Below are 12,622 nucleotides of genomic sequence, written 5' to 3' on the forward strand. Positions count from 1 at the left end.
GGTCGGTGGGGATTTTATGGCGGCGGGAACGGTAAATGCGCTGCATCGTCGTGGTTTGCGCGTACCACAGGATGTCTCGGTGATGAGTATCGACGGCTTTAACCTTGCGGCAATCGAGGATGTTCCCCTGACGGCTGTGCATGTGCCACGTGATGAGCTAGGCAATGAAGCGGTGCAAATGTTGCAACAGCGGCTGATTCGCCCGGATGCTCCGGTGGGCTCGCTGCTGCTGCACGGACGATTGGTGGTGCGGGAGTCGGTGCGGCGAGTTCGCCCAGGAAAAGGGAACACCGCTGTGGAACGGGAAGGGCTGTACGACACTCAACTGTCGATTCCCAGCGCTCGCTTACCGTGAATGTTGAGGTCGGCAAGCGTAAAGCGTCCTTCCCAGTTTGTTTCATAGTCCTCGCGTGGGAAGTCGCCCGGCGATGCACCTTTTTCCAGTGCGGCCTTCACCTTGTGCGTGTAGGCAAGATTTTTCTCGCACATCGGTGCCGCAGGGATGTACATCACGTTGCCCCTGTTGATTTTCAACGGGGGTAACGGAATGGATGACGTTGCAGTGCCACCAGACCGAGTCTCCGGCTTCCAGCTGTGGAATGCTGGTTAACGCCTCAATTAACAGTGGATGCCATTGCTCTGATACCGGCAACACTCTTCCGGGCGTTACGCCGCACAGTTCATCCTCTGGCACATCATCAAGCAGCGGGCATAACAGCACGTACGCTATGGCTTCAGGAATGGGCACGACGTGCATTAATCTTCATTCGGAATGGTGTAGGCTTGCATATGACAATGCATGTTGTAAATAAGTTAATATAAGTTTAATTATTTGATGTGATGTACAGGATGTAAAAAGAAGGGAAAACCGGAGCGCATGGCTCCGGTAGAGAGGTCAGTTGTTAAAAGGGGATGTGTTATCCAGTACCGCCTGAATCACATTCAGCGCGCCTTCATGATTATTATCATTGGTAGCATAACGGGTGATTTGTTTAATGTTTTCCGCAGCATTGCCCATCGCAAAGGAATAACGCGCCATTTTAAGCATCTCTGCGTCGTTACCGCTGTCGCCAATCGCTACTACATTTTGCGGCGACAGATCCCAGCGTTTCAGTAACCGCGAAATACCGTTTGCTTTATGCAGACCGGGAATAATCAGGTCGATAAAGCCAAAACCACTGGTGACGGGTTTCATAATGCCGTCGAGCGCTACGTGCAGTTTGTCGATCACTAACGGGATTTGTTCATCCGGCAGGTTGAGCGAAAACTTGAACAGTACATCATCAATTTCCTGATAATCTTTTACGGGTTTCAGGCGATGGTAGTGTTTTGCCATCAGGGTAACGAAGGCTTCCGGCGCATTTTCGCTGACATACGCGCTTTGCAAACCGCAGGCGACAAAATTGAGCTGCTTATCTTTCAGCAACTCGCCAATAACAATCCGCGACTCATGTCGGGTCAGTTCGCCGTGGAACAGTTGCTTGCCATGCTCGTAAACCAGTGCGCCGTTTTCCGCGACAAAAGAGATCTCATCTTTTAGCTCAGGAAAGAACGAAATAAGCTGGTAATACTGATTACCGCTGGCGACAACGAACTCAATGCCGCGCTTTTTCAGTTCCTGATATTGCGCCATAAAACGTGGTTTGTTGTACGTTTTGGCGTCGCTCAGAAAAGTACCGTCCATGTCTGTGACGATAACTTTAACGCTCATAGGTGTGCTCCAGGCTCGAAAATGAAACCGTCACAGTGTAATAACAATGTGACGCAGAGCACAAATTATATTTCGAATGAAAGTGATGATGTGAATGATTTGGCCCGGCGACGCCGCCGCCGGGCTGAGAGGATTACAGCATGTGTTCGGTACGGGCGATGATATCGTCCTGTGCGTCTGGAGAGAGTGCGGTGAAGAAGGCAGAATAACCCGCAACGCGCACTACCAGATCGCGATATTGATCCGGATGTTTTTTCGCTTCCAGTAGCGTTTCGCGGGAAACGATGTTGTACTGAATATGCCAGCCTTTATGTACCTCGAAGAAGGTGCGTAGCAGGATCATCAGTTTCTGTTTGTCAGATTCGTTCTCCAGCGTCGCCGGATTCAGTTTCTGGTTGAGCAACACGCCGCCGAGAATCGCTGCTGTAGGTAGTTTACCCACCGAACCAATGACTGCCGTTGGGCCGAGATGGTCAGTACCGGAGGCCGGGCTTGCGCCTTCTGCCAGCGGGGTATGCGCTTTACGTCCGTCCGGCGTTGCCATAGTTTGCGCACCAAACGGTACGTTAGCGGAGATAGACGACGTACCCGCGTAATAGTTGCCGCCAATCGGACCACGACCGTAGCGCGGGTTATGGTACTGCTTCAGTTCGTCGATATAGGTCTGATAAGCGCGAGCCAGCAGCGTATCGACGCTATCATCGTCGTTGCCGTACTTCGGTGCGCCGTTAATCAGCCGTTGACGTAGTTGCTCATGAGTCAGGCCGTCGAAGTCATCTGCCAGTGCGGCAGCCAGCTGTTGCTGACCAATCGCGCCCTGTTCAAACACCAGTTTCTTCACTGCCGCCAGGCTGTTGCCGAGGTTGGCAATACCGACCTGCAGGCCTGATACCCAGTCATATTTCGCGCCGCCTTGCTTGATACTTTTCGCTCGCTCAATACAGTCATCCACCAGCGCCGAGCAGAGAATATCGTGCACGTTCTCTTCCAGCATGGTGTCGACGACATATTCGATTTCGATTGATTTACGCGTGTAGTAACGAATTTGCGTATCCCACGCGTCCATAACTTCATCGAAGTTGTTGAAGTTACCCGCTGACAACGCTTTTTCTTGTGGCAGGAACACTTTGCCGCTGGTGGCATCACGACCGCCTTCCAGCGCCGCCAGCATCACGCGGGCGAAGTTGATAAAGCTCATGCCGGTGCAGCGATAGCCCCATTTACCGCCGACGGCGGTTTCGATACAGCCAATCGCTGCGTAGTCGTATGCGTCCTGCGGTTCAATACCGAGTTTAATAAATTCCGGGATGACGATTTCGTCGTTGTTGAAGGCCGGCATCCCGAAGCCGCAGCGGATCACTTGCACACAGGCGTCGAGGAAATCGTTACTCATTCCCGCATGGTAGCGCACGCTGAGGTTAGGCTGAGTCGAACGCAGGCGACCGCAGGATTCGAGGATTGCGTAAGAGAGTGGATTCACCGCATCCATCGGCTGACCATCAACCAGATTTTGCCCTCCAATGGTAACGTTCTGATACAGCGGACTTCCCGCAGAGGCTTTTGAGTGTGAGCCTGAGCGGATCTTGTTCACTTCCAGCAGTTTCAGCCAGCAGCTATGTAGCATCTCGACGGCGTGTTCGCGATCCAGCGTCTGGTTCAGTTCAACGTCGCGGCGATAGTACGGATAGAGATACTGGTCCATACGACCAAACGACACCGAATGACCGTTAGATTCAATCTGCAAAATCAACTGGATGAAGTAGCACAGTTGCAGCGCTTGCCAGAAAGTCTGCGGCGGCTGGTGGGCGATAAGGTCGCAGTTCTCTGCTATCGCCAGCAGTTCATCGCGACGGCTGTCGCGGGTTTCAGTGGCTGCCATTTCACGCGCCAGTGCAGCGAAACGTTCAATGTGTTTACTGACTGCCACCAGTACGATATCAATCGCTTTCAGGAATTGCTCACCGTGTAAATCTTCCAGCACCGTCAGGTTGATACGCGAGCGACGCTCTGCTACTTTCTCGCGCAGACCATCAAGCCCTTTTTCCAGCAGCAGCGGGAAATTGACCGCCAGGTGCGCATCGCCGGAGGTCATATTACCTTCCGCTTTAATGATGCCGGTTGCCAGCAGGCCTTTTTGCTCATCGGTAAACATGCCATAGCAGCGATCCTGTACGGTCTGACCGCGCCACCACGGGCACACTTCATGCAGAACGCGTTTGTTCTCTTCGCTCACCGCAAAACCAGCACCCGGACGATCAGCCAGATCATCAATCTCTTTTTCGATCCAGGAGACGGTATATTCCGGGAAGATCGGCGCGGCACGAACTTCGCTTGCCTGGTTGCCGATGATCAACTCATCGTGCTTGATCCAGATGGTGCGATTCGCCAGGTGATGTGCCAGCGCCAGCGCGCGACGTACCGGGATCGGCTTATCGAGATGTTGTTGATACATCTCGGTATAGTGCTGCGCGCGCTCGGTACAGACCGGCGGTTTTACAATATGTACCAGCGCATTTTTGTGCGCTTTAATACGGTCGCTGAGCGTGTCCAGATTCAATGTGGTCATGGTTGTTATCCTCGTAAGGTCACGGTTAACCCTTTCTGGCAGGCATACTGCTGGGCAAAGTCGAGCAGTTCTGGCGCATCAAGCGGTTTTTCCGGGGCGTCATAGGGCAGATTAAGTAAGTGATATTTGTTGATGCCCAGCGTGTGGTAGGGCAGGAAATGAATTTCGTTAACGCGCAGCTCGTCGGCGGCAAAATCGGTAATGGCTTTCACAGCGGTTTCATCGGCATTAAAACCCTGAATCAACGGCACGCGGATGATGATTTTTTTTCCCGCCGCAGTGAGTTTTTTCAGGTTATCCAGCACTCTGGCGGCGCTACCGTCAGTCCACTGTTTAAACGGCGCGTCGGCAACGTGTTTTAAATCGGCAAGAAACAGATCGATATAGGGCAGAGAAGGGGCGATATATTTCCACGGCACATGCAGACAGGTTTCTACCGCAGTATGAATGTTGGCCTCGTGGCTGGCTTGCAGTAGTGCCATCGCCATTTCCGGCTGCATAAAGGGTTCACCGCCAGAAAGCGTTAAGCCGCCGCCGCTGCGATCGTAAAACGGTTTATCGCGCAGAACGGTCGCCATGATCTCCTTAACGCTTTTCACTTCCCCACACACGGTTAACGCCTGTGTCGGGCAGCAGTCGGTTAACGCCGTCAGATGCTCCGGGGTTAATTTTTCCCGATGGATAAGCAAGCCATTCAGGGCGCGCTCAATCACTTCCGGCACGGCCTGAGCACACAGCTCGCAGCCTTCCAGGCACAGACGTGCGTCATACAGCAGATCCCGCGTGTGGGCGCGGCTTTCCGGGTTCTGACACCAGCGGCAGCCTAGCGAGCAACCTTTAAGAAAAACGACCGTACGGATGCCAGGGCCGTCGTGGGTTGAGTAGCGTTGAATATTGAAAATCATAGTTGCCTCTCTGCTTCGTTCAAATATTAAACGGCTTTCGAATGAAAGCTGGATTGATGCGTGTCAACTGTTCAGAGAGTTTTCCCGTGATAGTCTACATTCAGACAAAAAGTACATTTTGAGGATGGTTATGGAACTGTATCTGGATACTTCAGACGTTGTTGCGGTGAAGGCGCTGTCACGTATTTTTCCGCTGGCGGGTGTGACCACTAACCCAAGCATTATCGCCGCAGGTAAAAAACCGCTGGAGGTTGTGCTTCCGCAACTTCATGAAGCGATGGGCGGTCAGGGGCGTCTGTTTGCCCAGGTAATGGCTACCACTGCTGAAGGGATGGTGAATGACGCACGTAAATTGCGTTCTATTATTGCGGATATCGTGGTGAAAGTTCCGGTGACCACCGAGGGGCTGGCAGCTATTAAGATGTTAAAAGCGGAAGGGATTCCGACGCTGGGAACCGCGGTATATGGCGCGGCACAAGGGCTGCTGTCGGCGCTGGCAGGTGCGGAATATGTTGCGCCTTACGTTAATCGTATTGATGCTCAGGGCGGTAGCGGTATTCAGACTGTGACCGACTTACACCAGTTATTGAAAATGCATGCGCCGCGGGCGAAAGTGCTGGCAGCGAGTTTCAAAACCCCGCGTCAGGCGCTGGACTGCTTACTGGCAGGATGTGAATCAATTACTCTGCCACTGGATGTGGCACAACAGATGATTAGCTATCCGGCGGTTGATGCCGCTGTGGCGAAGTTTGAGCAGGACTGGCAGGGAGCGTTTGGCAGAACGTCGATTTAACCGGACGTTATGCATCCTCATAAATTGCTGATGACGTGGCGGAGTGCCGCGTCTTATCTGGCCTGGAGGTGGCAGTTACTGCCCACACACCTCACACCCCGGATTACGCATCAGTTTCATTTCACGGAACTGACAGGTCATCGCATCGTACATCACGATTTTTCCGCTGGCAGGTTTCCCATAACCTGCCAGCAGTTTAATTGCTTCCATGGCCTGCAATGAACCAATCACCCCAACCAACGGCGCCATCACGCCTGCTTCCACACAGGTTAGCGCGTTCTCGCCAAACAAACGGCTTAGGCAGCGATAGCACGGTTCGCCGTCCTGCCAGGTAAAGACGGTGATCTGGCCTTCCATGCGAATTGCCGCGCCGGAAACCAGCGGCACCTTCGCGGCAAAACAGCCAGCGTTCAGTTGATTACGTACCGCAACGTTATCCGTACAGTCGAGCACCAGATCATGTTCAGCAATCAACGCTGCAAGCTCCGCGTCATCAAGCAGTGCATTGACCGGTGTAATCGCGATATGTGGATTGATTCGCGCCAGGGCGTCACGTGCAGATTCAACCTTCGGTTGCCCGACCGTGGCATCGCTGTGTAGTGTTTGACGCGGTAAATTTGAGCGTGAAACCGTGTCGAAGTCGAGCAGCGTCAGGTTGCCGACACCGGCGCTTGCCAGATACTGCGAGGCTGCGCAACCGAGTCCACCGAGGCCAACGACCAGTACACGAGAATCTTTCAGCGCCTCCTGACCCTCAAAATCAAAGCCACGCAGGATGATTTGCCGGTTGTAGCGCATCATCTCCTGATCGCTGAGTTCTGCCATTACAGGCCTCCAAACAACGCGTTAAACGGTTCTACTTCCACCCATTCGCCCGCTTCTACATTGCCGCGATCGCGTTCCAGCACGATAAAGCAGTTGCCGAGGCTAAAGGAGCTAAAAATATGTGAACCCTGATGCCCGGTGGTGGTAACTTCCAGTTCGCCGTCCGCGTTGCGTTGCAGCACGCCGCGCTGGAAATCAAGTCGACCTGGTGATTTCTTCAGACGGGATGCCGTGCGTACGCGCTGACGTGCGGGCAGGCCGCTGGCGGTGTTGCCACTTAATTTTGCCAGCAAAGGCTGTACCAGTTGATAGAATGTCAGCGTCGCTGAAACCGGATTACCCGGCAGGCCGCAGAACCAGCTATTGCTGAGTTTACCGAACGCGAACGGTTTACCCGGTTTAATCGCCAGCTTCCAGAAGGCGATTTCTCCCAGTTCTTCGAGAATGGTTTTGGTGTAATCCGCTTCACCAACCGATACACCGCCGGAACTGATCACCACATCCACCTGGCTGTCGGCTTCAATAAATGCGGTGCGCAGGGCATGTGGATCGTCGCGGATAATCCCTAAGTTAATTACCTCGCAACCCAGCTGTTCTAACATCAGGTGTACGGCGAGACGGTTAGTATCATAGATTTGACCGTCGCCTAGCGGCTGACCGGGTAACTGGAGTTCATCACCGGTGGAAAATAGCGCCACTCGCACTTTACGAATCACCGGAATTTCGGCAATCCCCAGCGAAGCAATCACCGGCAGCTCAGCGGTAGTCAGGCGAGTCCCCGCCGGGAAAACAACCGCACCCGCAGAGATATCTTCACCGCGACGGCGAATATTTTGCCCGCTACGCACTTCAACAGTAAAACGCACGCCATTGTCCGTTTGTTCTGTCTGTTCCTGCATGACTACCGCTTCGCAGCCTTCCGGCACTGGCGCACCGGTCATAATACGAATGCAGGTACTCACAGGCCATTCACCATGGTATGGCTGACCGGCAAAGGATTTACCGGCAACGGGCAGAGGTTTCCCGGAGGTAATATCGGCTAAACGTACCGCGTAGCCGTCCATTGCGGAGTTATCAAACCCCGGGACATCCAGCGGCGAAACCACATCGCTTGCCAGAATACGACCAAAGCACTGAATCAGTGGCAGTGTTTCCTGGGCGGTCAGTGGGGTAACGCGAGAAAGCATCTCATTAAGCGCGGTGTCGAGCGACATCAATCCGGTGGTAAATTCCATGAAAACACTCCTGCGGAGGCAAAATCGAATTTGCCTATTATGTCAGAAAAACGCTACAGACTGTATGCTACCTCGGACGTAGCGCTGGCACCTGCCTTTACATGCCATATCCATCTTTCTATATTCAAAAATTGAATGAGTAATTCATAAAAATTCTGATATTTATAGCAAAAGTGGCGAGCCACCCTTAATGGACGAATACTATGGGCAAAGCAGTCATTGCAATTCATGGCGGCGCAGGTGCAATTAGCCGTGCGCAGATGAGTCTGCAACAAGAATTACGCTATATCGAGGCGTTGTCTGCCATTGTTGAAAACGGGCAGAAAATGCTGGAAGCGGGTGAAAGTGCGCTGGATGTAGTGACGGAAGCGGTGCGTCGGCTGGAGGAATGTCCACTGTTTAACGCCGGAATTGGCGCTGTCTTTACGCGAGATGAAACCCATGAACTGGACGCCTGTGTGATGGATGGTAACACCCTGAAAGCCGGGGCGGTGGCGGGCGTTAGTCATCTGCGTAATCCGGTTCTTGCCGCCCGGCTGGTGATGGAGCAAAGCCCGCATGTGATGATGATTGGCGAAGGGGCAGAAAATTTTGCGTTTGCTCATGGCATGGAGCGCGTCTCGCCGGAGATTTTCTCCACACCTTTGCGTTATGAACAGCTACTGGTGGCGCGCGAGGAAGGGGCAACGGTTCTCGACCATAGCGGTGCGCCGCTGGATGAAAAACAGAAAATGGGCACCGTGGGGGCCGTGGCGTTGGATTTAGACGGCAATCTGGCGGCAGCCACGTCCACGGGTGGAATGACCAATAAATTACCCGGACGAGTTGGCGACAGTCCCTTAGTTGGTGCCGGATGCTACGCCAATAACGCCAGTGTGGCAGTTTCTTGTACCGGCACGGGTGAAGTCTTCATCCGTGCGCTGGCGGCGTATGACATCGCCGCGTTAATGGATTACGGCGGTTTAAGTCTCGCAGAAGCCTGCGAGCGGGTGGTAATGGAAAAACTCCCTGCGCTTGGCGGTAGCGGAGGGTTAATCGCTATCGACCATGAAGGTAACGTTGCGCTACCGTTTAACACCGAAGGAATGTATCGCGCCTGGGGCTACGCAGGTGATACGCCAACCACCGGTATCTACCGTGAAAAAGGGGACACCGTTGCCACACAGTGATGAACTTGATGCCGGCGATGTGCTGGCGGTTGCAAATTTGAATATTGCCTTCATGCAGGACCAGCAGAAAATAACTGCGGTCCGCAATCTCTCTTTTAGCCTGCGACGCGGTGAGACGCTGGCAATTGTAGGCGAATCCGGCTCCGGTAAGTCAGTGACTGCGCTGGCATTGATGCGCCTGCTGGAACAGGCGAGCGGTTTAGTGCAGTGCGATCAAATGCTGTTGCGGCGACGCAGTCGCGAAGTGATTGAACTTAGCGAGCAGAGCGCTGCACAAATGCGCCATGTGCGCGGTGCGGATATGGCGATGATATTTCAGGAGCCGATGACATCGTTGAACCCGGTATTTACTGTGGGTGAACAGATTGCCGAATCAATTCGTCTGCATCAAAACGCCAGTCGTGAAGAAGCGATGGTCGAAGCGAAGCGGATGCTGGATCAGGTGCGCATTCCGGAGGCACAAACCATACTTTCGCGTTATCCGCATCAACTTTCTGGCGGGATGCGCCAGCGAGTGATGATTGCGATGGCGCTGTCATGCCGCCCGGCGGTGCTGATTGCCGATGAGCCAACCACCGCGCTGGATGTCACCATTCAGGCGCAGATCCTGCAATTAATCAAAGTATTGCAAAAAGAGATGTCGATGGGCGTTATCTTTATCACTCACGATATGGGCGTGGTGGCAGAGATAGCCGATCGGGTACTGGTGATGTATCAGGGCGAGGCGGTGGAAACGGGTAGCGTCGAACAGATTTTTCATGCACCGCAGCATTCTTACACCCGTGCGCTGTTAGCTGCTGTTCCGCAACTTGGTGCGATGAAAGGGGGAGATTATCCCCGACGTTTCTCGGTGATATCGCTTGAACATCCGGCGAAACAGGAACCGCCCATTGAGCAGAAAACGGTGGTGGATGGCGAACCTGTTTTACGGGTGCGTAATCTGGTCACCCGTTTCCCTTTGCGCAGCGGTTTGTTGAATCGCGTAACGCGGGAAGTGCATGCCGTTGAAAAAGTGAGTTTTGATCTCTGGCCTGGCGAAACGCTATCGCTGGTGGGCGAGTCTGGCAGCGGTAAATCCACTACCGGGCGGGCGTTGTTGCGCCTGGTCGAATCGCAGGGCGGCGAAATTATCTTTAATGGTCAGCGAATCGATACCCTGTCACCCGGCAAACTTCAGGCATTGCGCCGCGATATTCAGTTTATTTTTCAGGACCCTTACGCTTCGCTGGACCCACGTCAGACCATCGGTGATTCGATTATCGAACCGCTGCGTGTTCACGGTTTATTGCAGGGTAAAGAAGCTGCTGCACGCGTTGCGTGGTTGCTGGAGCGCGTGGGCCTGTTACCTGAACATGCGTGGCGTTACCCGCATGAGTTTTCCGGCGGTCAGCGCCAGCGCATCTGCATTGCTCGCGCGTTGGCATTGAATCCAAAAGTGATCATTGCCGATGAAGCCGTCTCGGCGCTGGATGTTTCTATTCGCGGGCAGATTATCAACTTGTTGCTCGATCTCCAGCGTGATTTCGGTATTGCGTATCTGTTTATCTCCCACGATATGGCCGTGGTTGAGCGGATTAGTCATCGTGTGGCGGTGATGTATCTCGGGCAAATTGTTGAAATTGGTCCACGGCGCGCGGTCTTTGAAAATCCGCAGCACCCTTATACGCGTAAATTACTGGCGGCAGTTCCGGTCGCTGAACCGTCCCGGCAACGACCTCAGCGTGTACTGCTGTCGGACGATCTTCCCAGCAATATTCATCTGCGTGGCGAAGAGGTTGCCGCCGTCGTGTTGCAATGCGTCGGGCCGGGGCATTACGTCGCACGACCACAATCAGAATACGCATTCATGCGTAGATAACATTCAGGTGGAGAATAAAATGGCAAGAGCTGTACACCGTAGTGGGTTAGTGGCGCTGGGCATTGCGACAGCGTTGATGGCATCTTGTGCATTCGCAGCCAAAGATGTGGTGGTGGCGGTAGGCTCGAACTTCACCACGCTCGATCCGTATGACGCGAATGACACGTTATCTCAGGCCGTAGCGAAATCGTTTTATCAGGGGCTGTTTGGTCTGGATAAAGAGATGAAACTGAAAAACGTGCTGGCAGAGAGTTATACCGTTTCCGATGACGGCCTCACTTACACCGTGAAATTACGTGAAGGAATTAAATTCCAGGATGGCACTGACTTCAACGCAGTGGCGGTAAAAGCGAATCTGGACCGGGCCAGCGATCCGGCGAATCATCTTAAACGCTACAACCTGTATAAGAATATTGCTAAAACGGAAGCGATCGATCCGACAACAGTAAAGATTACGCTCAAACAACCGTTCTCCGCGTTTATTAATATTCTTGCCCATCCGGCGACCGCGATGATTTCACCGGCAGCGCTGGAAAAATATGGCAAGGAGATTGGTTTTCATCCGGTTGGCACCGGACCGTATGAACTGGATACCTGGAATCAGACCGATTTTGTGAAGGTGAAAAAATTCGCGGGTTACTGGCAGCCAGGCTTGCCCAAACTGGACAGCATAACCTGGCGTCCGGTGGCAGATAACAACACCCGTGCGGCAATGCTGCAAACCGGTGAAGCGCAGTTTGCTTTCCCCATTCCCTACGAGCAGGCCGCGCTGCTGGAGAAAAACAAAAATATCGAGTTGATGGCCAGTCCGTCAATTATGCAGCGTTATATCAGTATGAATGTGACACAAAAACCGTTCGATAACCTGAAGGTCCGTGAGGCGCTGAATTACGCTATTAACCGCCCGGCGCTGGTGAAAGTGGCCTTCTCGGGGTATGCAACGCCAGCTACGGGTGTAGTACCGCCGAGTATCGCCTACGCGCAAAGTTATAAACCGTGGCCTTACGATCCGGCGAAAGCGCGCGAATTACTGAAAGAGGCGGGATATCCCAACGGTTTCAGTACCACGCTGTGGTCGTCACATAACCACAGCACCGCGCAGAAAGTGCTGCAATTTACCCAGCAGCAGTTAGCGCAGGTGGGAATTAAAGCCCAGGTGATCGCGATGGATGCCGGGCAGCGGGCGGCAGAAGTCGAAAGTAAAGGGCAAAAAGAGAGCAGCGTGCGGATGTTCTACACAGGCTGGTCGGCTTCGACCGGCGAAGCTGACTGGGCATTATCGCCGCTGTTTGCGTCGCAGAACTGGCCGCCGACGCTGTTTAATACTGCGTTTTACAGCAATAAACAGGTGGATGACTTCCTGGCTCAGGCTCTGAAAACCAATGATCCGCTGGAAAAGACCCGCTTGTATAAGGCGGCGCAGGATATCATCTGGCAAGAGTCGCCGTGGGTCCCGCTGGTGGTAGAAAAACTGGTGTCGGCGCACAGTAAAAATCTGACGGGTTTTTGGATCATGCCAGACACCGGCTTTAGCTTTGAAGATGCGGATTTGCAATAAGC

General features: G+C 53.4%; 10 protein-coding genes and 1 pseudogene. 5 read left to right on the top strand and 6 right to left on the bottom strand.

Going from position 1 to position 12,622, the window contains the following annotated elements; genetic code table 11:
* Positions 1 to 355 (top strand): substrate-binding domain-containing protein (locus A7090_RS05995; RefSeq protein ID WP_198599568.1); only part of this gene is annotated, 355 nt, incomplete at its 5' end.
* Here A7090_RS05995 and A7090_RS06000 read toward each other — a convergent pair.
* From A7090_RS06000 to A7090_RS06015, 4 genes and pseudogenes are all read right to left on the bottom strand, one after another.
* Positions 322 to 760, bottom strand: a pseudogene (locus A7090_RS06000) (YbiU family protein); the annotation flags it as partial. The gene A7090_RS05995 and the pseudogene A7090_RS06000 overlap by 34 nt on opposite strands.
* Positions 761 to 895: 135 nt before the next feature.
* Positions 896 to 1,711 carry a sugar-phosphatase YbiV gene (gene ybiV / locus A7090_RS06005; RefSeq protein WP_105273352.1) on the bottom strand — a complete coding sequence of 272 codons (816 nt, stop codon included), beginning with the start codon at positions 1,709 to 1,711 and terminating at the stop codon, positions 896 to 898.
* A 133-nt stretch (positions 1,712 to 1,844) separates the two neighbouring features.
* A complete protein-coding gene (locus A7090_RS06010) occupies positions 1,845 to 4,277 on the bottom strand; it encodes a glycyl radical protein (protein WP_105273353.1) in 2,433 nt (810 codons plus the stop codon).
* A 5-nt stretch (positions 4,278 to 4,282) separates the two neighbouring features.
* Complete coding sequence (locus A7090_RS06015; protein ID WP_105273354.1) at positions 4,283 to 5,182, bottom strand: glycyl-radical enzyme activating protein; 900 nt, start codon at positions 5,180 to 5,182, stop codon at positions 4,283 to 4,285.
* Positions 5,183 to 5,312: 130 nt separating this feature from the next.
* On the opposite strand from A7090_RS06015, the gene fsa reads away from it, so the two are divergent.
* Positions 5,313 to 5,975 (top strand): fructose-6-phosphate aldolase, encoded by a 663-nt coding sequence (gene fsa, locus A7090_RS06020; protein ID WP_105273355.1) that lies wholly within the window; start codon positions 5,313 to 5,315, stop codon positions 5,973 to 5,975.
* 75 nt (positions 5,976 to 6,050) lie between these two features.
* Here the strand turns inward: fsa and moeB are convergent, their stop codons facing one another.
* Positions 6,051 to 6,800: a molybdopterin-synthase adenylyltransferase MoeB gene (moeB, locus tag A7090_RS06025; protein ID WP_105273356.1), complete on the bottom strand. Its 750-nt coding sequence runs from the start codon at positions 6,798 to 6,800 to the stop codon at positions 6,051 to 6,053.
* Positions 6,800 to 8,035: a molybdopterin molybdotransferase MoeA gene (gene moeA / locus A7090_RS06030; protein WP_105273357.1), complete on the bottom strand. Its 1,236-nt coding sequence runs from the start codon at positions 8,033 to 8,035 to the stop codon at positions 6,800 to 6,802. The genes moeB and moeA overlap by 1 nt, the downstream gene beginning before the upstream one ends.
* Positions 8,036 to 8,238: 203 nt before the next feature.
* Here moeA and iaaA point away from each other — a divergent pair, with 203 nt between their 5' ends.
* The 3 genes from iaaA to gsiB are packed head-to-tail and all read left to right on the top strand — an operon-like array spanning position 8,239 to position 12,620.
* The gene (gene iaaA / locus A7090_RS06035; protein WP_105273358.1) at positions 8,239 to 9,204 is read left to right on the top strand and encodes a beta-aspartyl-peptidase; all 966 of its coding nucleotides are present in this window, start codon (positions 8,239 to 8,241) and stop codon (positions 9,202 to 9,204) included.
* Entirely contained in the window at positions 9,191 to 11,062 is a 1,872-nt protein-coding gene (gene gsiA / locus A7090_RS06040) for a glutathione ABC transporter ATP-binding protein GsiA (protein WP_105273359.1), read from the top strand. Before iaaA ends, gsiA begins: the two co-directional genes overlap by 14 nt.
* 19 nt (positions 11,063 to 11,081) lie before the next feature.
* Entirely contained in the window at positions 11,082 to 12,620 is a 1,539-nt protein-coding gene (gsiB, locus tag A7090_RS06045) for a glutathione ABC transporter substrate-binding protein GsiB (RefSeq protein WP_105273360.1), read from the top strand.
* Positions 12,621 to 12,622: the final 2 nt, after the last annotated feature.

Origin of the sequence: Escherichia sp. MOD1-EC7003 (genome assembly GCF_002965065.1) — a bacterium.
In the GTDB taxonomy this organism is placed as follows: Bacteria; Pseudomonadota; Gammaproteobacteria; order Enterobacterales; family Enterobacteriaceae; genus Escherichia.